The 20,142-nt window shown below is 66.4% G+C and carries 18 protein-coding genes and 1 pseudogene; 16 read left to right on the forward strand and 3 right to left on the reverse strand.

What is annotated here, in order from left to right:
- Window positions 1-140: 140 nt before the first annotated feature.
- Window positions 141-1,640: an aldehyde dehydrogenase family protein gene (locus tag FW760_RS21800; protein ID WP_446443949.1), complete on the forward strand. Its 1,500-nt coding sequence runs from the start codon at window positions 141-143 to the stop codon at window positions 1,638-1,640.
- A gap of 23 nt (window positions 1,641-1,663) precedes the next feature.
- Here FW760_RS21800 and feaR read toward each other — a convergent pair whose 3' ends face one another.
- The 3 genes from feaR to paaY all read right to left on the reverse strand — a co-directional run bounded on the left by feaR (window position 1,664) and on the right by paaY (window position 4,232).
- Window positions 1,664-2,572 (reverse strand): transcriptional regulator FeaR, encoded by a 909-nt coding sequence (feaR, locus tag FW760_RS21805; protein WP_043863014.1) that lies wholly within the window; start codon window positions 2,570-2,572, stop codon window positions 1,664-1,666.
- A 66-nt stretch (window positions 2,573-2,638) separates the two neighbouring features.
- The gene (gene paaX, locus FW760_RS21810) at window positions 2,639-3,562 is read right to left on the reverse strand and encodes a phenylacetic acid degradation operon negative regulatory protein PaaX (RefSeq protein ID WP_054915441.1); all 924 of its coding nucleotides are present in this window, start codon (window positions 3,560-3,562) and stop codon (window positions 2,639-2,641) included.
- A gap of 73 nt (window positions 3,563-3,635) precedes the next feature.
- Window positions 3,636-4,232, reverse strand: a complete 597-nt coding sequence (gene paaY / locus FW760_RS21815) for a phenylacetic acid degradation protein PaaY (RefSeq protein WP_043863012.1) — start codon at window positions 4,230-4,232, stop codon at window positions 3,636-3,638.
- Between the two features lie 261 nt (window positions 4,233-4,493).
- Between paaY and paaF the strand changes: the two genes are divergently transcribed.
- The 15 genes and pseudogenes from paaF to paaZ all read left to right on the forward strand — a co-directional run bounded on the left by paaF (window position 4,494) and on the right by paaZ (window position 20,044).
- Entirely contained in the window at window positions 4,494-5,267 is a 774-nt protein-coding gene (gene paaF, locus FW760_RS21820; RefSeq protein WP_054915468.1) for a 2,3-dehydroadipyl-CoA hydratase PaaF, read from the forward strand.
- A 44-nt stretch (window positions 5,268-5,311) separates the two neighbouring features.
- On the forward strand, window positions 5,312-6,103 hold the full coding sequence (gene paaG, locus FW760_RS21825; protein WP_043863010.1) for a 2-(1,2-epoxy-1,2-dihydrophenyl)acetyl-CoA isomerase PaaG: 792 nt from the start codon (window positions 5,312-5,314) through the stop codon (window positions 6,101-6,103).
- Window positions 6,104-6,105: 2 nt separating this feature from the next.
- Window positions 6,106-7,680 (forward strand): 3-hydroxyacyl-CoA dehydrogenase PaaH, encoded by a 1,575-nt coding sequence (gene paaH / locus FW760_RS21830; RefSeq protein WP_043863009.1) that lies wholly within the window; start codon window positions 6,106-6,108, stop codon window positions 7,678-7,680.
- Window positions 7,673-8,122: a hydroxyphenylacetyl-CoA thioesterase PaaI gene (gene paaI / locus FW760_RS21835; RefSeq protein ID WP_043863008.1), complete on the forward strand. Its 450-nt coding sequence runs from the start codon at window positions 7,673-7,675 to the stop codon at window positions 8,120-8,122. The genes paaH and paaI overlap by 8 nt, the downstream gene beginning before the upstream one ends.
- Window positions 8,115-9,320, forward strand: a complete 1,206-nt coding sequence (gene pcaF / locus FW760_RS21840; RefSeq protein WP_058541129.1) for a 3-oxoadipyl-CoA thiolase — start codon at window positions 8,115-8,117, stop codon at window positions 9,318-9,320. The genes paaI and pcaF overlap by 8 nt, the downstream gene beginning before the upstream one ends.
- Window positions 9,321-9,402: 82 nt before the next feature.
- Window positions 9,403-10,719: a phenylacetate--CoA ligase PaaK gene (gene paaK, locus FW760_RS21845; RefSeq protein WP_054915437.1), complete on the forward strand. Its 1,317-nt coding sequence runs from the start codon at window positions 9,403-9,405 to the stop codon at window positions 10,717-10,719.
- Window positions 10,720-10,948: 229 nt separating this feature from the next.
- Window positions 10,949-11,938, forward strand: a complete 990-nt coding sequence (paaA, locus tag FW760_RS21850) for a 1,2-phenylacetyl-CoA epoxidase subunit PaaA (protein WP_054915436.1) — start codon at window positions 10,949-10,951, stop codon at window positions 11,936-11,938.
- Window positions 11,939-11,963: 25 nt separating this feature from the next.
- Complete coding sequence (gene paaB, locus FW760_RS21855) at window positions 11,964-12,245, forward strand: 1,2-phenylacetyl-CoA epoxidase subunit PaaB (RefSeq protein WP_043863004.1); 282 nt, start codon at window positions 11,964-11,966, stop codon at window positions 12,243-12,245.
- Between the two features lie 8 nt (window positions 12,246-12,253).
- Window positions 12,254-13,018 (forward strand): 1,2-phenylacetyl-CoA epoxidase subunit PaaC, encoded by a 765-nt coding sequence (paaC, locus tag FW760_RS21860; RefSeq protein ID WP_253086968.1) that lies wholly within the window; start codon window positions 12,254-12,256, stop codon window positions 13,016-13,018.
- Window positions 13,005-13,538 (forward strand): 1,2-phenylacetyl-CoA epoxidase subunit PaaD, encoded by a 534-nt coding sequence (paaD, locus tag FW760_RS21865; RefSeq protein WP_302098929.1) that lies wholly within the window; start codon window positions 13,005-13,007, stop codon window positions 13,536-13,538. Before paaC ends, paaD begins: the two co-directional genes overlap by 14 nt.
- 31 nt (window positions 13,539-13,569) lie before the next feature.
- Window positions 13,570-14,646, forward strand: a complete 1,077-nt coding sequence (gene paaE, locus FW760_RS21870) for a 1,2-phenylacetyl-CoA epoxidase subunit PaaE (RefSeq protein WP_258659218.1) — start codon at window positions 13,570-13,572, stop codon at window positions 14,644-14,646.
- A 170-nt stretch (window positions 14,647-14,816) separates the two neighbouring features.
- Window positions 14,817-15,125, forward strand: a complete 309-nt coding sequence (locus tag FW760_RS21875; protein WP_043863000.1) for a DUF485 domain-containing protein — start codon at window positions 14,817-14,819, stop codon at window positions 15,123-15,125.
- Window positions 15,116-16,684: pseudogene (locus FW760_RS21880) on the forward strand (cation acetate symporter); the annotation flags it as partial. The gene FW760_RS21875 and the pseudogene FW760_RS21880, both read left to right, overlap by 10 nt.
- A 31-nt stretch (window positions 16,685-16,715) precedes the next feature.
- Window positions 16,716-17,957, forward strand: coding sequence for an OprD family porin (locus FW760_RS21885; RefSeq protein WP_043862998.1), 1,242 nt, complete (start codon window positions 16,716-16,718; stop codon window positions 17,955-17,957).
- A 32-nt stretch (window positions 17,958-17,989) separates the two neighbouring features.
- Entirely contained in the window at window positions 17,990-20,044 is a 2,055-nt protein-coding gene (gene paaZ, locus FW760_RS21890; RefSeq protein ID WP_446443950.1) for a phenylacetic acid degradation bifunctional protein PaaZ, read from the forward strand.
- Window positions 20,045-20,142 lie beyond the last annotated feature (98 nt).

The raw sequence follows: 20,142 nt of genomic DNA on the forward strand, positions 1-20,142 counted from the left end.
CCAGCCTTGCTGGCGAACAGCCACACCACCCACCACATTGGCACACCCGCCAACCTCCCTGGCAGCCAGCGAAACACCCCACCTTCAGCAGCGCCATACACTCTCCTGGGATGTTCCCAACCATAACAAAAGGAGTGTTCATGACTGCCGGCACCGTACCCCTGCTAGCCAGTGTCCAGCGTTTTCTCGGACGCCAACACGGCCTGTACATCAATGGCGGCTGGCGGCCGTCCACCTCCAGCCAGACCCTTACCGTCTTCAACCCGGCCAACGGCCAACCCATTGCCGTGACCCCCGATGCCAGCGCCGAGGATGTCGACCAGGCCGTGCAATCGGCGCATCGGGCGTTCGTCAGTGGCGTGTGGGCGCGCCGCGCCCCGGCCGAGCGCGAGCGTATCCTGCTGCGCTACGCCGACTTGCTCGAACAGCACGGTGAAGAGCTGGCCCAGCTCGAAACCCTGGAACAAGGCAAGTCGATCAACATCGCCCGCGCCTTCGAAGTCGGCAGTACCCTGAACTGGATGCGCTACACCGCCGGCCTCACCACCAAGATCTGCGGGCGCACCCTGGATGTGTCGATCCCGGTGCCTGAAGGCGCCCGCTACACCGCCTATACGCGCAAGGAGCCGGTCGGCGTGGTGGCTGGCATCGTGCCGTGGAACTTCCCGCTGATGATCGGCATGTGGAAGGTGATGCCCGCCCTGGCGGCCGGCTGCTCGATCGTCATCAAGCCCTCCGAGATCACCCCGTTGACCTTGATGCGCATGGCCGAGTTGGCCACCGAGGCCGGCATTCCGGACGGCGTGTTCAACCTGATCACCGGCAGCGGCAGCGTATGCGGCAGCGCCCTCACCAGCCACCCGCGGGTGGCGAAGATCAGCTTTACCGGCTCTACCGCCACCGGCAAGCACATTGCCCGTTCGGCGGTCGACCGCCTGACGCGCCTGTCACTGGAGCTGGGTGGCAAGAACCCGGCCATCGTGCTGGCCGACGCCGATCCGCAGCAGGTGATCGAAGGCCTGATGATGGGCAGCTTCCTCAACCAGGGGCAGGTGTGCGCCGCCAGTTCGCGTATCTATGTCGAGGCGCCGCTGTTCGACCGCCTGGCAGCGGACTTCGAGCAGGCGATCAAGGGGCTGAGCGTAGGCCCGGGCCTGGACCCCGGCGCGCAGATCAACGCCCTGGCTTCCGGCGCGCACCAGCAGTCGGTGCAGGCCTACCTGGCCGATGCCCGCGAGCAGGGCGCGCAGATCATCAGCGGTGCCAGCGCACCGGATGCCAATGGCTACTACGTCAGCCCGTCATTGATCCTCAACCCCGACGACAACCTGCGCCTGACCCGCAGCGAAGTGTTCGGCCCGGTGCTGAGCCTGACCCGCGTGGCCGATGTGGAAGAAGCGCTGGCCCGCGCCAACGACAGCGACTATGGCCTGACCGCCAGCCTGTGGACCACCAGCCTCAAGTCGGCCATGGACCTCACCCCGCGCATCGAGGCCGGCACCGTGTGGGTCAACAGCCACACCCTGATCGATGCCAACATGCCGTTTGGCGGCTTCAAGCAATCCGGTACCGGGCGTGATTTCGGCGCCGACTGGCTGGACGCCTTCACCGAGACCAAGTCGGTGTGCATCCGCCACTGAGGCGGCTGGCAGGCCGCAGGCGCTCAGCTGTAGCGCTTGCGGTACTCGCCGGGCGACACGCCGAAGCGCTGCTTGAACGCGGTGGTGAAGTAGCTGCTGTTGGAGAAGCCCCAGGTGTACCCCAGCGCCGACAGCTTGAGGGTCGACTGCGGGTTGCGCAGGGTTTCGGCGCAGATGTCCAGGCGCCGGTTCTTGATGTACTGCGCGATCACCAGGCCCTTCTTGGCGAACACCCGGTACAGCCCGCGCATCGACACGCCGATGTCGCGCGCGATCATCTCCGGGCACAGCGCCTCGTCGGCAATGTGCGTCTCGATCAGCGCCAGGCTTTTGCGAAAGATGCGTTCATGCGGGTCGGGGTTGCTGTCGCTGCCGCACAGTGCCGGGCGCATCAGGCTGATCAGCGCATCGATCACCGCTTCGCTTTCGGCCAGGCTCACCTCGTCCAGCTGGGTCGAGGACAACAGCATCTGCTGGGCGAGCAGGGCGACCGGCGAGCCGGCCGGGATCTTGCGCCCGATCTCCACCGGGGTGAAGCGCAGCAGCTGGTCGACCCGGTCGTGGGGCAGTATCAGCGAGATCTGCTGGGAGGCATCGCCAAAGGTGAAGTCGCTGGGGCGTGCGCTGTCGATCAGCAGGATGTCCCCCGGCATCAGCACTTCGCGGGCGTCGTCCTGGGCCATGTTGGCCATGCCCTTGAGCTGGAACACCGCAAAGTACTTGTGTTCGCTGCTGCGCTGCACCTCGCGCGGCGTGCGCAGCAGCCGCGCGTGAGAGCTGCTCACGTGACTGAAGCGCAGGGCGCCCAGCTGGCGGGGGCGAATCTCACCGCTGAACGCATCCCCCAGCGCGGCACCGTCGAACTCGCCGCAGGCATGGTTGATGTCGGCCAGCCATTGCTGGAAGTGCTGCTGGGCAGTAGCGGTATTCATGGGTCACACCTCACACCTGGCATTGTTGTTAGGGTGCATGTGATGGCTGGGGGCACGCGCTGCAGGTTAGCGCAGCCCGCCGAAGCGCCGGTAGAAGTTTTCGCTGGCATCGGGCAGCGGGCCGTCTGCGGTTTCCATCGCACTGCTCAGCCACTGTTCGGCCGGGGCACAGGTCAGTCGGTACAGGTTGCGGCACAGCTGGCGTGCGGCGCGGCCTTCCCAGTCGCCCGGCAGCAGTTCGTCGGGCAGGTGCGGGTCGCGCAGCAGCAGCTTGCGGTACTCGTGAATCAGCAACAGGCGCACCATGAAGCAGTCCATCGGCTGCAGGCTGTCCTGCTCGCGCAGCGCTTGCCACACCGGGCGAAACAGCTGGATGAACTCGCTGTACTGCGCCCCCAGCTCCTCGATACGCCAGCTTTCGCGCACCTGGGCACGCAAGGCGCGGGAGGCCATCACGTCCTGGCCGGTGGTCTCGAACAGGATGGTGTCTTCCAGCGCGTCCAGGTCCAGCAGGGTGGCGTTGATGTCGGTGCGGTCGGCCCGCGGGCTGGCCAGCACCACCGGCGAGATGGCGCCAAAGCCTTGCCATTCGAGCTCTTCGCGCACCTGCTTGCGCTTGTCGGCAGACAGCTGGGTGAGCATCGCCAGGTGCCAGGAGCCATCCCACTGCGGCACCACCGAGCTGTACACCCGCTTGAAGGCCTTGTCGAAACGCCGCCGCCCGGCACCGGTGAGGCTGTAGTAGCTGCGCCGGCCGACCTTTTCGGCGGTCAGCCAGCCTTCCTTGGTCAGGCGGAACATCGAGGTGCGGATCAGCCGCTCGTTGATGCCGAAGGGCTCGAGCAACTGGATCAGGCTGCCCAGCCACACGGTGCCGCCGTGGGGTTCGATGGCATCGCCATACAGGGTGACGATCAGCGAACTGGCACGGATCGGGATCTGTTCCTGGAAACGGGTGACGAGCTGATTGAGGGGCGCGAGCGACGACATGGAGGATCCGCTGGGTGAAACCCCGGAATATAACTGCCGTTTGTCCTTCAAGGCCAGCGTTGCCGCCGGCACTTCAGGCCGTGTGGTTTTTCGGGCGGAACGTACTGTCGCTGACACGTCTGCGGTCCTGTTCGGGTTGGCTCAAGGGGCTGCATTCCACCATCTGCTCCAGGCAGCGCCGGGTCAGTGCGTGGTACTCGCCCGTGCCGCCCTGCTTCCAGTGCACTTCAGCGTCGCTCAGGCTGCGTTTTACCTGGGCCGGCGAGCCCACCACCAGCGAGCGGGGCGGGCAGTCGAAGCCGGCCTTGACGAAGGCGGTGGCGCCGACGATCGAGCAGGCACCGATCACTGCGCCGTCCATGACCACCGCATTCATGCCCACCAGCGCATCGGCACCGATGCGGCAACCGTGCAGCACGGCGCCGTGGCCCACGTGCCCGTTGCGCTCGATCACCGTGTCGCTGTCGGGGAAGCCGTGCATCACGCAGGTGTCCTGCAGGTTGGCGCCCTGTTCGAGAATGATGCGTCCGAAATCGCCGCGCAGGCTGGCCAGCGGGCCTACATAGCAGTCGGGGCCGACGATCACGTCGCCAATCAGCACCGCCGAAGGGTGCACGTAGGCGCTGGGGTCGATGACCGGGGTGATTCCGCCAAGGCTGTAGCAGGTCATGTCGGTTTCCTGTGGACGGGGATGACAGCGAATATAACGTATTGTTACTTGTTTGCAATGCTTCGATGTATCGCTTCTTGGCGCTTTACTCGCTATAAGCGCAGTGTTTGCTGGGTTTGTTTGGCACGCATGGAAAACAAACAGACACAGACTAGTCACAGTAATGTTGATTTTGTGTATCGTATTGTGGCTATACTTTGCCGCAATCGGCCTCGACCCAACAATAACAGCCAGCCTCGACTGGCCCGTGCGGTGACCGTCATGCCTGACACCCTGTTGCTTGATAACTCCCACGCCGGCATCTGCCTGGTGACGCTGCACCGCCCCGAGGTGCTCAATGCCCTCAACACCCGCCTGCTCGGCGAGCTGGCAGCCGAACTCGAGCGCCTGGAGCGTGACGACAGCTGCCGCGCCGTGGTGCTCACCGGCAGCCGCAAGGCGTTTGCCGCCGGCGCCGACATCAACGAGATGGCCGAGCGCGATGCGGTGGGCATCCTCAACGACCCGCGTGTTGCCTGTTGGCAGCAGATCAGCCGCTTCAGCAAGCCCCTGGTGGCGGCCGTCAACGGCTTTGCCCTGGGCGGTGGCTGCGAGCTGGCGATGCACGCCGACATCATCGTGGCGGGCGTGGATGCGCGCTTCGGCCAGCCGGAAATCAACCTGGGCATCATGCCTGGCGCCGGCGGTACCCAGCGTCTGCTGCGCGCGGTGGGCAAGTCCATGGCCATGCAGATGGTGCTCACCGGCGAGCCCATCGATGCGCGCACCGCGCAACAGGCCGGCCTGGTCAGCGAAATCACCCAACCCGAATTCACCGTCGAGCGCGCCGTGCAGATCGCCCAGGCCATCGCGCGCAAGGCCCCGCTGGCCGTGCGCCTGGCCAAGGAATCGCTGCTCAAGGCCATGGATACCGACCTTGCCAGCGGCCTGCGTTTCGAGCGCCACGCCTTCACTGTGCTGGCCGCCACCGATGACCGGCGCGAGGGCATCAGTGCCTTTCGCGAAAAACGCGCACCGGTGTTCACCGGCCGCTGAGTGCGCCGGCCCCTTTTACTTCAACCTTGCGAGCGGTACTGGTCATGACCTTCGAGCACATTCTTTTCGACATAGACGACGGCGTGGCCTTTCTGCGCCTGAACCGTCCCGAGCAACTCAACAGCTTCAACGCGCAGATGCACGCCGAAGTGAAGGAGGCGCTCAAGCAGGTACGCGCCAATGCCCAGGTGCGTGTGCTGCTGCTTACCGGTGAAGGGCGCGGCTTCTGTGCCGGGCAGGACCTGTCCGACCGCAACGTCGCGCCCGGTGCGCAGATGCCCGACCTGGGCGAGTCCATCGAAAAATTCTACAACCCGCTGATTCGCGCCCTGCGCGATTTACCGCTGCCGGTGATCTGCGCGGTCAACGGCGTGGCCGCCGGCGCCGGGGCGAACATCCCGCTGGCCTGCGACCTGGTGCTGGCGGCGCGGTCGGCCAGCTTCATCCAGGCGTTCTGCAAACTCGGCCTGGTGCCCGACTCGGGCGGTACCTGGTTCCTGCCGCGGCTGGTCGGCGTGGCGCGGGCCAAGGCCCTGGCGCTGCTGGGCAACAAGCTGTCGGCCGAGCAGGCCGAGCAGTGGGGGCTGATCTACCGCTGCGTCGACGACGAGGCCCTGCGCGACGAGGCCCTGGGCCTGGCGCGACAGCTGGCGACACAGCCCACCTCGGGCCTGGCACTGATCAAGCGCGGGCTCAATGCCAGCCTGGACAACAGCCTTGACCAGCAACTGGACCTGGAGCGCGACCTGCAACGCCTGGCCGGGCGCAGCGAGGACTACCGCGAGGGCGTGGCCGCCTTCATGGCCAAGCGCGCCCCCGTGTTCAAGGGGTGCTGAGCATGAGCGCACTGGACACAAGCGTTGTGGTGGCGGTGATCGGTGCCGGGGCCATGGGCGCCGGCATTGCCCAGGTGGCGGCGCAGGCCGGGCATCCGGTGCTGCTGCACGACAGCCGCCCGGGGGCGGCGAGCGCGGCCATCGAGGGGCTGGGTGTGCAACTGGGCAAGCGGGTGGAGAAGGGCAAGCTCGACCCCGCGCAGCGCGAGGCCACTTTGGCGCGCCTGCACGCGGTGCAGGCGCTCGACGAGCTGGCGGATGCGGGGCTGGTGATCGAGGCCATCGTCGAGAACCTCGACGCCAAGCGTGAGCTGTTCGCTCGCCTGGAAGCAATCTGCACGGCCGACTGCGTGCTGGCCAGCAACACCTCGTCGCTGTCGATCACCCGCATCGCGGCCGGCCTGGCGCGGCCCGAGCGGTTCGTGGGCGTGCACTTCTTCAACCCTGCGCCGGTCATGGCGCTGGTCGAGATCGTCTCGGGGCTGGCCACGGCGCCGCAGGTAGCGGCCAGCCTGTATGCAACGGCCAGGGCCTGGGGCAAGGCGCCGGTGCATGCCAGCTCCAGCCCGGGCTTCATCGTCAACCGCGTGGCGCGCCCGTTCTATGCCGAAAGCCTGCGTCTGTTGCAGGAGGGTGCGGCCGAGTGCGCCACGCTGGATGCGCTGATGCGCGAGGCCGGCGGTTTTCGCATGGGCGCGTTCGAGCTGACCGACCTGATCGGGCATGACGTCAACTACGCGGTCACCTGTTCGGTGTTCGATGCCTATTACGGCGACATGCGCTTCCAGCCGTCGCTGATCCAGGCGGCGCTGGTGGATGCCGGCCGGCTGGGGCGCAAGAGTGGGCAGGGGTTCTATGACTATGGGCCCTCGGCCGCGCGCCCGGTGGTCAGCGAGCTGCGCAGTGGTTTGCGCATCGAGGCCTGCGAAGTCGAAGGCGACCTGGGCATTGCGCAGGGCTTGCTGGCGCGTATCGAGGCGCACGGCATCAAGGTGTCGCGGGCCCCATCGCGGGTCGAGCCCGCGCCCACCGGTCGTTGTGGAAGCGGGCTTGACCCGCGATGCGGGCACGCAGTCATACGCGTGGGCGACGCCGTGCTGGCCCTGACCGACGGTCGCCTGGCCAGCCAGCGCGCCCGCGACGAAGGCTTGCACAACCTCGTGCTGTTCGACCTGGCGCTGGACTACGCCACCGCCGGGCGCATCGGCATCAGCTGGTCCGCCGACACCACCCCCGCTGCCCGCGACCAGGCCGTGGCCTTGCTGCAGGCCGCGGGCCTGGTGGTCAGCCCGCTGGCCGACGTGCCGGGGCTGCTGGTGATGCGCACCGTGGCCATGCTTGCCAACGAAGCCGCCGACGCGGTGCTGCAGGGCGTGGCCACGGCGGCGGATGTCGACCTGGCCATGCGCAAGGGCGTGAACTACCCCCAAGGCCCGCTGGCCTGGGCAGACGCCATCGGCCCGACGCAGGTGCTGGCGGTACTCGACAATCTGCAGGCCGCCTACGGCGAAAGCCGCTACCGGCCATCACTGCTGCTGCGGCGCACGGTCGCCGAGGGGAGGGCATTGCATGACTGACCTGAACGCCACCGAGCTTGCCAGCCAATGTGCCCAGGCCATGCTCGCCCGTGACCGCGCCAGCCTCGCGCTGGGCATGCAACTGCTGAGCGTCGCGCCGGGCAGGGCGCGCCTGAGCATGCCGGTGCGCGCCGACATGATCCAGGGTCATGGCACCTGCCATGGCGGCTACATCTTCACCCTGGCCGACTCGGCGTTTGCCGTGGCCTGCAACACCTACAACCAGGTCACCATCGGCCTGGGCTGCAGCATCGACTACATCGCCCCGGCACTGATGGGCGACACGCTCAATGCAAGTTGCGTCGAGCAGAGCCGTGGCGGACGCACCGGCAACTACGACGTGCGTGTGGAAAACCAGAACGGGCAGCTGATCGCGCTGTTCCATGGCAAATCTTACAAGGTGCAAGGCACAGTGCTTGCCCAGGAGACCGCAGATGAATGACGCCCTTATCATCGACGCCGTGCGCACCCCCATCGGGCGCTATGCCGGCGCGCTGAGCACGGTACGTGCCGACGACCTGGGCGCGGTGCCGCTGCGTGCGCTGATGGCGCGCCACCCGCAGGTGGACTGGTCGCAGGTGGACGACGTGCTGTTCGGCTGCGCCAACCAGGCCGGCGAAGACAATCGCAACGTGGCGCGCATGTCGGCGCTGCTGGCCGGCCTGCCGATAGACGTGCCGGGCACCACGGTCAACCGCCTGTGCGGCTCGGGCATGGACGCCATCGGCCTGGGCGCACGCTCGATCCGCAGTGGCGAAGCCGGCCTGCTGCTGGTGGGCGGGGTGGAGTCGATGTCGCGCGCCCCGCTGGTGATGGGCAAGGCCGAACAGGCCTTCTCGCGCCAGGCGCAACTGTACGACACCACCATTGGCTGGCGCTTCGTCAACGCCGCGATGGAAAAGGCGTATGGTATCGACTCGATGCCGGAGACTGCCGAAAACGTCGCCGCACAGTTCGGCATTTCCCGTGCCGATCAGGACGCCTTCGCCCTGCGCAGCCAGCAACGTGCGGCGGCTGCCCAGGCCAGCGGGCGCCTGGCGCAGGAGATCGTGCCGGTGTCGATTGCCCAGCGCAAGGGCGAGCCCAGGCGCGTCGAGCACGACGAACACCCGCGTGGCGACACCACGCTGCAGATGCTGCAACGCCTGGGTACGCCGTTTCGCGAGGGCGGCAGTGTCACGGCGGGCAATGCCTCGGGGGTCAACGACGGTGCCTGTGCGCTGCTGCTGGCAAGCCCGGCGCAGGCTGCGCGCTTCGGGCTCAAGGCCCGTGGGCGGGTGGTGGCGATGGCCACGGCCGGCGTCGAGCCGCGCATCATGGGCATCGGCCCGGTGCCGGCCACGCGCAAGGTACTGGAACTGGCCAACCTGAACCTGGCCGACATGGATGTCATCGAGCTGAACGAAGCCTTCGCCGCGCAGGGCCTGGCGGTGCTGCGCGAGCTCGGGCTGGCTGACGACGACCCGCGGGTCAACCCCAATGGTGGCGCCATCGCCCTGGGGCATCCGCTGGGCATGAGCGGCGCTCGCCTGGTGACCACCGCACTGGTGGAACTGGAGCAACGCGGCGGGCGGTACGCGCTGTGCACGATGTGCATCGGCGTGGGGCAGGGTATCGCGATGATCATCGAGCGAACCTGAGCCGGCAACACAGCGGGAGCCGTGCAGCTCCCACACTCGGGCCCGTCAGGGGCTGAACCATAAAAAGAATCAGAGTGAACACATGAACATGGCCGCCTTGAACACTGCTGTACTCGACCCGCTGGAGACCGCCAGCATCGATGAACTGCGCCAGCACCAGCTTGACCGCCTGCGCTGGAGCCTGTCCCACGCCTACCAGAACGTGCCGCTGTACCGCCAGCGCTTCGACCAGTTGGGGGTGCACCCCGACGAGGTGCGTTCGCTGGACGACCTGGCCCGATTCCCGTTCACCACCAAGACCGACCTGCGCGACAACTACCCCTACGGCATGTTCGCCGTGCCCATGCATGACGTGGTGCGGGTGCACGCCTCCAGCGGCACCACCGGCAAGCCGACGGTGGTGGGCTACACGCAGAACGATATCGACACCTGGGCCAACGTGGTGGCGCGCTCGATCCGCGCCGCGGGCGGGCGCAAGGGCGACAAGGTGCATGTGTCGTACGGCTACGGGCTGTTCACTGGCGGGCTGGGCGCGCATTACGGCGCCGAACGCCTGGGCTGCACGGTGATCCCGATGTCGGGCGGGCAGACCGAGAAGCAGGTGCAGCTGATCAACGACTTCCAGCCGGACATCATCATGGTCACGCCCTCGTACATGCTCAACCTGGCCGACGAGATCGAGCGCCAGGGGCTGGACCCGCACAAGCTGGCGCTGCGCCTGGGGATCTTCGGTGCCGAGCCGTGGACCGACGAGCTGCGCCGCTCCATCGAGCAGCGCATGGGCATCACCGCGCTGGATATCTACGGGCTGTCGGAAATCATGGGCCCGGGCGTGGCCATGGAGTGCGCCGAGACCAAGGACGGGCCGACCCTCTGGGAAGACCACTTCTACCCCGAAATCATCGACCCGGTGACCGGTGCGGTGCTGCCCGACGGGCAGATGGGCGAGCTGGTGTTCACCTCGCTGAGCAAGGAGGCGCTGCCGATGATCCGCTACCGCACCCGCGACCTGACGCGACTGTTGCCCGGCACCGCGCGGCCAATGCGGCGCATCGACAAGATCACCGGGCGCAGCGACGACATGCTGATCGTGCGCGGGGTCAACGTGTTCCCGACCCAGGTCGAGGAACAGGTTCTGAAAATAAAACAGTTTTCAGAGTGCTATGAGATTTATCTGTATCGTGATGGAAATCTCGACACGGTGGATGTGCACGTGGAGCTGCGTGCCGAATGCCAGCACTACGACGAGGCCCAGCGCAGGCTGCTGACCGCCGAGCTGGGCAAGCAGATCAAGACCTACATCGGCATCAGCACGCGCATCGTGCTGCAGCCGTTGGGCACGCTGAAACGTTCGGAAGGCAAGGCCTGTCATGTGTATGACAAGCGTCTGGCCAGCTGATAGCTGATGGCTGCCGAAGCCCCGACCTGGTCGGGGCTTTTTTTTGTTCTTGGATAAAGCGTGTTCCTGTGGGAGCGGGCTTGACCCGCGATGGAGCGCGTAGCGGTCCGCTTTCAGTGCAAAGCGATACAAAAAAACATTAGATACACTAAAAAGCTGTTTGATATTGAATTGTGTATCGCTTATAAATACTCCCATGCCCAACCAGCCTTGAGGCGGGAGCCCGAACATGTACGCACAGCTTGTCGAAACCGGCGTCAAACGCATCAAGTCCCTGGACGAGATGTCGCCCCAGGAACGTGCCTTCCAGGAAAAGATCGACGCCGAAATCAAGATCGAAGCCAAGAACTGGATGCCCGACGCCTATCGTCAGACCCTCATCCGCCAGATTTCCCAGCACGCCCACTCCGAGATCGTCGGCATGCTGCCCGAGGGCAACTGGGTCACCCGTGCCCCGACCCTCAAGCGCAAGCTGCAGCTGATGGCCAAGATCCAGGACGAAGCCGGCCACGGCCTGTACCTGTACAGCGCCATGGAAACCCTGGGCGCCGATCGCGACGAAGAGATCGCCAAGCTGCACAGCGGCAAGGCCAAGTACTCCAGCATCTTCAACTACCCGACCCTCAACTGGGCCGACATGGGCGCAGTGGGCTGGCTGGTGGATGGCGCGGCCATCGTCAACCAGGTGGTGCTGCAGCGCACCTCCTACGGCCCCTACGCACGGGCCATGGTGCGCATCTGCAAGGAAGAGAGCTTTCACCAGCGCCAGGGCTACGAGATTCTGCTGACCATGATGCGCCACGGCACCCAGGCCCAGAAGGACATGGTGCAGGACGCGATCAACCGCCTGTGGTGGCCGGCGCTGATGATGTTCGGCCCCAGCGACGACAACTCGCCCAACAGCGCGCAGTCGATGGCCTGGAAGATCAAGCGCCAGAGCAACGACGAACTGCGCCAGCGCTTCGTCGACCAGACCATCCCGCAGCTCGAACTGCTGGGCTGCACCGCCCCCGACCCCGACCTGAAGTGGAACGCCGAGCGCGGCCACTACGATTTCGGCGCCATCCAGTGGCAGGAATTCTTCGACGTGCTCAAGGGCAACGGCCCGTGCAACCAGGAACGCCTGGCCACCCGGCGCAATGCCATCGAAAGCGGCGCCTGGGTGCGTGAAGCCGCCGTCGCCTACGCCCGCAAACAACAGAACAAGAACGCCGCCTGAACCGGCGACTGATGGGAGATACACGATGTCTGTCTGGACCCTCTACGAAGTGTTCGTGCGCAGCAAGCACGGCCTGAACCACAAGCATGTGGGCAGCGTGCATGCCGCCGACGACGCCATGGCCATCGAGAACGCCCGCGAGCTGTACACCCGCCGCAGCGAAGGCGTAAGCCTGTGGGTGGTGCCCTCGGCGCTGATCGTGGCCTCCTCGCCGGACGAGAAGGACCCGCTGTTCGACCCGGCCGACGACAAGGTCTACCGGCACGCCAGCTTCTACGAGCTGCCCGACGAAGTCGGACACATGTGAGGTCGACCATGAACAGCACCCAAGACGATCTGATCCATTACCTGCTGCTGCTGGGCGACAGCGCCCTGATCCAGGGCCAGCGCCTGTGCGAGTGGTGCGGCAAGGCGCCGGCCATCGAGGAAGAGCTGGCGCTGATGAACGTCGGCCTGGACCTGGTGGGCCAGGCGCGCAACTGGCTGGACTACGCCGCCGAGCTGCTGGCCGACGGCCGCGATGCCGACGACCTGGCGTTTCGCCGCGACGAGCGCGCCTACCGCAACCTGCTGCTGGTGGAGCAGCCCAACGGCGATTTCGCCGTGACCATGGCCAAGCAGTTCCTGTTCGACGCCTGGCACCTGCAGGTGCTCAAGGGCCTGTGCGACTCCACCGACCTGCGCATCGCCGGCATCGCCGCCAAGGCGCTCAAGGAGGTTACCTACCACCTGCGTCGCTCCAGTGAATGGGTGCAGCGCCTGGGTGGCGGCACCGACGAAAGTCGCCGGCGCATGCTCGCGGCCATCACGCAGGTGTGGCGCTTCACCGTGGAGCTGGCCAGCGGCAGCGAGGCTGAAACCCGCCTGGCCGCAGCGGGCATCGGCGCCGACCCGGCGCAGGTCGGCGCGGCATGGCTGCACCAGGTCGAGGTCACCTTCGCCTCGGTCGAACTGCCGCTGCCGCCTGCGGCCAGCCACTTCTACCTCAGCGGACGTACCGGCATGCACACCGAGCACCTGGGCATCCTGCTGGCCGAAATGCAGTTTTTGCCACGGGCCTACCCCGATGCAACCTGGTGAGCTGATCGCCAGCGACCACGGTGCGCGGGCACTGCGGGCCGATGACCTGAGCCACGCCTGGACGGTGCTGGAGCAGGTGATGGACCCGGAAGTGCCGGTGGTCAGCGTGGTCGACCTCGGGATAGTGCGCGACCTGCACTGGCAGGCCGGCCACCTGCACCTTGTGGTCACGCCGACCTATTCGGGCTGCCCGGCCACCGAGGTGATCGAGGGCGATATCCGCCAGGCGCTGGAGCAGGCCGGGTTCGCCGCGCCGTGCCTGGAGCGGCGCCTGACGCCGGCCTGGAGCACCGACTGGATCACCGAGCAGGGGCGCGAGCGCCTGCGTGCCTATGGCATCGCGCCGCCCGTGGGCAGTGCCAGCAAGCGCAGCCTGCTGGGCGAAAGCCCGAAGGTGCTGTGCCCGGTGTGCGCCAGCAGCCACACCGAGCTGCTCAGCCAGTTCGGCTCCACGGCCTGCAAGGCCCTGTACCGGTGCCGCGAGTGCCTGGAACCTTTCGACTATTTCAAATGCATCTGAGCGCGCTGGCGCCGTGCAGCGGGAGAACAGCATGAGTCAATTTCACAGCCTGACCATCAAGGATGTGCGCGCCGAGACCCGCGATGCGGTGTCGATTGCCTTCGAGGTGCCGGCGCACCTGCAGGACGATTTCCGTTTCACCCAGGGCCAGTACCTGGTGATGCGCACGCAACTGGACGACGAGGAAGTGCGCCGTTCTTACTCGATCTGCAGCGGCGTGGAAGACGGCGAGCTGCGCGTGGCGATCAAGCGCGTGGCCGGCGGGCGCTTCTCGGCGTTTGCCAACGAGGTGCTCAAGGTCGGCCACCGCCTCGAAGTGATGCCGCCTTCGGGCAGCTTCCATGTGCCACTGGACCCGACCCGTCGCGGCAACTACCTGGCGGTGGCGGCGGGCAGCGGCATCACGCCGATCCTGTCGATCATCAAGACCACCCTGGAGCGCGAACCCGACAGTCGCTTCACCTTGCTCTACGGCAACCGCTCAAGCTCCGGCGCGCTGTTTCGCGACAAGCTCGAAGACCTGAAGAACCGCTACCTGCAACGCCTGAACCTGATCTTCGTGTTCAGCCGCGAGCAGCAGGACGTGGACCTGTACAACGGGCGCATCGACGCCGACAAGTGCGGTCAGCTGTTCTCGCGCTGGCTCGACCCCAGGGCGCTGGACGCCGCCTTCATCTGCGGCCCGCAGGCGATGACCGAGACCGTGCGCGACAGCCTCAAGGCCAATGGCATGGCGGGGGAGAAGATCCATTTCGAGCTGTTTGCAGCGGCGGGCGACGAACGCAAGCGTGAAGCCCGCGAGGCGGCGCGCCAGCTGGACGCCGCCGTCAGCCAGATCACCGTGATCAGCGACGGTCGGGCGCTGGCCTTCGACCTGCCGCGCAACACCGTCAGCGTGCTGGATGCCGGCAATGCCATCGGCGCCGAGCTGCCGTACTCGTGCAAGGCCGGGGTGTGCTCGACCTGCAAGTGCAAGGTCATCGAAGGGGAGGTGGAGATGGACAGCAACCACGCCCTGGAGGACTACGAAGTGGCGGCGGGGTATGTGCTGTCGTGCCAGACGTACCCGGTCAGCGACAGGGTGGTGCTGGACTTCGATCAGGTCTGATACCGCGTCGACTCAATCGCGGGTCAAGCCCGCTCCCACAGGTACAGCACCGGTCTTGAGGAGAGTGCAGACCCTGTGGGAGCGGGCTTGACCCGCGATGAGGCCCGCCTGAACACCGCAACACCTGTGTGCCCTGAAAACTAAAACAACAACACCAAGAGAGCGCCCCAATGACCCCCGAAGACATCGACAGCATCTGCAAGCACCCCGACTTCAAGCAACTGGTACGGCGCAAGCAGCGCCTGAACTGGTCGCTGACCCTGGCCATGCTGGTCATCTACTACGGCTTCGTGCTGCTGGTGGCGTTCTCCCCCAGCACCCTGGGGCAATCGCTCAGCGGCGGCGTGACCACCGTCGGCATGCTGGTCGGCGTGCTGGTGGTGCTGGTGTCCTTCGGCCTCACCGGGATCTACGTGTACCGCGCCAACAACGTGCTCGACCCGCTCAACGACAAGGTCCGCCAGGAGTGCGCGAAATGAACTGGACAGCCATCAGCATGTTCCTGCTGTTCGTCGTGTTCACCCTGGGCATCACCCGCTGGGCCGCACAGCGCACCCGTTCGGCCAGTGACTTCTACACCGCAGGCGGCGGCCTCACCGGCTTTCAGAACGGCCTGGCCATCGCCGGCGACATGATCAGCGCCGCCTCGTTCCTGGGCATTTCCGCGATGATGTTCCTCAACGGCTACGACGGCCTGCTGTACGCCCTGGGCGTGCTGGCCGGCTGGCCGATCATCCTGTTCCTGATTGCCGAGCGCCTGCGCAACCTGGGCAAGTACACCTTCGCCGACGTGGTGTCGTACCGCCTGGACCAGACCCCGGTACGCCTGACCTCGGCCCTGGGCACCCTGACCGTGGCACTGATGTACCTGGTGGCGCAGATGGTCGGCGCCGGCAAGCTGATCGAGCTGCTGTTCGGCATCAGCTACCTGTATGCGGTGATGCTGGTGGGCGTGCTGATGGTGTTCTACGTGACCTTCGGCGGCATGCTCGCCACCACCTGGGTACAGATCATCAAGGCCGTGCTGCTGCTCTCGGGCACCAGCTTCATGGCGTTCATGGTGCTCAAGCACTTTGGTTTCAGCACCGAGGCGATGTTCAGCGCCGCCACCGAGGTGCACGCCAAGGGCACCGCGATCATGGCCCCGGGCGGGCTGCTGTCCAACCCCATCGACGCGATTTCCCTGGGCCTGGGCATGATGTTCGGCACCGCCGGGCTGCCGCATATCCTGATGCGCTTCTTCACCGTGAGTGACGCCAAGCAAGCGCGCAAGAGCGTGTTCTACGCCACCGGTTTCATCGGCTACTTCTACCTGCTGCTGATCATGGTGGGCTTCGGCGCCATCGTGATGGTCGGCACCGACGCAAGCTACCGCGACGTCAACGGCGCGATCATCGGCGGCGGCAACATGATCGCCGTGCACCTGGCCCAGGCCGTGGGCGGCAACCTGTTCCTGGGCTTCATCTCGGCCGTGGCCTTCGCCACCATCCTGGCGGTGGTGGCCGGGCTGGCGTTGTCCGGCGCCTCGGCGGTGTCCCACGACCTGTACGCCTGCGTGATCCGCAAGGGCCAGGCCACCGAGAAGCAAGAGATGCGCGTGTCGCGCATCGCCACCCTGGCCATCGGCGTGCTGGCGATCATCCTGGGCCTGATGTTCGAGTCGCAGAACATCGCGTTCCTGTCCGGGCTGGTGCTGGCGATTGCCGCCTCGGTGAATTTCCCGGTGCTGTTCCTCTCGATGTACTGGAAGGGCCTGACCACCCGTGGCGCGGTGATCGGCAGCATGAGCGGGCTGGTCTCGGCCATCGTGCTGCTGGTGCTCAGCCCGGCGGTGTGGGTCAACGTGCTGCACAACGAAACGGCGCTGTTCCCCTACAGCAACCCGGCGCTGTTCTCCATGAGCCTGGCGTTCCTGGGCGCATGGGTGTTCTCGGTCACCGACACCTCGGAGCGGGCAGCGCAGGAACGCGGCCGCTACCTGGCGCAGTTCATCCGCTCGATGACCGGCATCGGTGCCGCAGGCGCAAGCAAACACTAATAAACCAAAACGATTGTCGGGTATAAAAATAATGAACCACATTCGCTTCATGCCGGCTTCGCTGCTGGCCGGCTTCGCCTTGCCCCTGGTTGCCGCGCCGGCCCTGGCCGACTTCATCGACGACAGCCATGCCAAGGTCGAGTTGCGCAACCACTACATCAACCGCGATTTTCGCCAGAGCAACGCGCCGCAATCCAAGGCCGAGGAGTGGGCCCAGGGTTTTACCGTGAAGTTCGAGTCCGGCTTCACCGATGGCCCGATCGGGGTAGGCGTCGACGCCATGGGGCAACTGGGCATCAAGCTTGACTCCAGCCGTGATCGGCGCGGCACCGGGCTGCTGCCGTTCGGGCCCGACAGCCTGGAACCGGCCGACGACTACAGCGAGCTGGGCCTGACCGCCAAGCTGCGCGCCTCAAAGAGCGTGCTGCGCCTGGGTACCTTGCAGCCGATCCTGCCGGTGGTGGTGTACAACGACACCCGCCTGCTGGCCGCCAGCTTTCAGGGCGGCCTGCTGACCAGCCAGGAGATCGACGGCCTGACGTTCAACGCCGGGCGGCTGACCAAGGCCAACCTGCGCGATTCCTCCAGCCGCGACGACATCGGCTACGGCGCGGCCAGCAGCGACCGCTTCGATTTTGGTGGCGGCACCTATGCCTTCACCCCGCAACTGAACCTGACCTACTACTACGCCAAGCTCGACCAGATCTACCGTCAGCAGTTCGTCGGCCTGGTGCACACCCAGCCGCTGGGCGAGGGCCTGAGCCTGCGCAGCGACCTGCGCTATTTCGACAGCCGTGGCGACGGCGCCGAGCGGGCAGGGCGCATCGACAACCGCAACTTCAACGGCATGTTCACCCTGGCCAGCGGCGCGCACAAGGTCAGTGCCACCTTCCAGCAGATGTCGGGCGACAGCGCCTTCCCGTTCCTCAACGGCGGCGACCCGTACACCGTCAACCTGGTGACCTACAACACCTACACCCGCGCCGGGCTCGACTCCTGGCAACTGCGCTACGACTACGACTTCGTCGCCCTGGGCATTCCGGGTCTGAGCTTCATGACCCGCTACACCGACGGGCGTCATGCCAGGACCGCGACCGTGGACAACGGCCGCGAGCGCGAACGCGACACCGACATCACCTACGTGGTGCAGAGCGGCCCGTTGAAAAACGTCAGCCTGCGCTGGCGCAACGTCACCTTCCGCTCAGGCAACGGCTTGACCAACAGCCTGGACGAGAACCGCCTGATCATCGGCTACACCCTGGCGCTGTGGTAAGCGCGCCCCTTAAAAGAACCGGAGGACACCTCATGTCTGTTGCCCCAACCTTGCAAAGCTTCATCGCCGGCCGCTGGCTCGGCCAGCATGGCGCGCAGCCGCTGCGCAGCGCCCTGGACGGGCACGTATTGGCGTACAGCCATGAAGAGCGGCCCGACTTTGCCGAAGCCATCGAGCATGCGCGCCGTGACGGCCTGCGCAGCCTGATGGCGATGGACTTCCAGCAGCGTGCCGCGCGGCTCAAGGCCCTGGCGCTGTACCTGGCCGAGCGCAAGGAACAGCTCTACGCACTGTCCCACCACAGCGGCGCAACCCGCGCCGACAGCTGGATCGACATCGAGGGCGGCAACGCCACGCTGTTCGCCTATGCCGGCATCGGCAGCCGCGAACTGCCCTCGGGCAACCTGCTGCACGAAGGCCCGGCCATCCCGCTGGGCAAGCAGGGCACCTTCGCCGGCAGCCACATCCTGGTGCCGCGTGCGGGGCTTGCGGTGCACATCAACGCGTTCAACTTCCCGATCTGGGGCATGCTCGAAAAGTTCGCGCCGACCTTTCTGGCCGGCATGCCGTGCATCGTCAAGCCGGCCACCTCCACCAGCTACCTTACCGAGGCGGTGGTGCGCCTGATGGATGAGTCCGGCCTGCTGCCGGCCGGCAGCCTGCAACTGGTGGTGGGCAGTACCGGCGACCTGCTCGACCGCCTGCAAGGCCAGGACGTGGTGACCTTCACCGGTTCTGCCGACACCGCGGCCAAGCTGCGTGTGACCCCGAACCTGATCCGCCACTCGGTGCCGTTCACCGCCGAGGCCGACTCGCTCAACTGCGCGATCCTGGGCCCGGACGTGAAGCCGGACGATGCCGAGTTCGACCTGTACATCAAGGAAGTGGTGCGCGAGATGACTACCAAGGCGGGGCAGAAGTGCACCGCCATCCGCCGCGCCATCGTGCCGGCCAAGCACCTGGACGCCGTGGCCACGCGCCTGCGCGAGCGCCTGAGCAAGGTGGTGGTGGGCGACCCGTCGGTGGAGGGCGTGCGCATGGGCGCGCTGGCTTCCCATGACCAGCAGCGCGACGTGGGCGAGCGGGTGCGCAGCCTGCTGCAGAGCTGCGACCAGCTGTTCGGTGCCAGCGATGGTTTCGAGCCACGGGGCGAGGGCGTGGGCGAAGGGGCGTTCTTTGCGCCGACCCTGCTGCAGGCACGCGACCCGCATGCCGACGGCGGTGCCCACGACATCGAGGCCTTCGGCCCGGTGAGCACGCTGATGGCCTACCACGACCTGGACGAAGCGCTGGCGCTGGCCGCGCGCGGCAAGGGCAGCCTGGTGGCCAGCCTGGTGACCGCCGACCGCGAGGTGGCAGCCAAGGCCATTCCGGTGGCTGCGGCCTGGCACGGTCGGTTGCTGATCCTCGACAGCGAGGCGGCGGCGGAGTCCACCGGGCACGGTTCGCCCTTGCCGCAACTCAAGCACGGCGGCCCTGGGCGTGCCGGTGGCGGCGAAGAGCTGGGCGGGCTGCGGGCGGTCAAGCACTACCTGCAGCGTGCGGCAGTGCAGGGTTCGCCGAGCATGCTGATGGCGGTGACCGGCGAGTATGTGCGCGGTGCCCAGGTGTTCGAGAGCGAGGTGCACCCGTTCCGTCGTCACTTCGAAGAGCTGCGCATCGGCGAGTCGCTGCTGACCCATCGACGTACCGTGACCGAAGCGGACCTGGTGAACTTCGGCTGCCTGTCGGGGGATCATTTCTACATGCACTTCGACGACATTGCGGCCAGGCAGTCGCAGTTCGGCAAGCGCATTGCGCATGGCTACTTCGTGCTGTCGGCGGCGGCGGGGCTGTTCGTGTCGCCGGGCGAGGGGCCGGTGCTGGCCAACTATGGCCTGGACACCCTGCGTTTCATCAGCCCGGTGGGCATTGGCGACACCATCCAGGCGCGCCTGACCTGCAAGCGCAAGATCGACCAGGGCAAATCCAGCCCGCTGGGCCAGCCGCAAGGGGTGGTGGCGTGGGATGTGGAAGTGACCAACCAGCTGGGTGAGCTGGTGGCCAGCTACGACATCCTGACGCTGGTGCTCAAGCGCCCGGTGTAACGCCGAGCGCTGCGCGCTCGATCGCGGGTCAAGCCCGCTCCCACAAGGATTATCGCCATCCCTGTGGGAGCGGGCTTGACCCGCGATGGGCTACGCAG

The organism is Pseudomonas sp. 1176_21, from assembly GCF_052850635.1.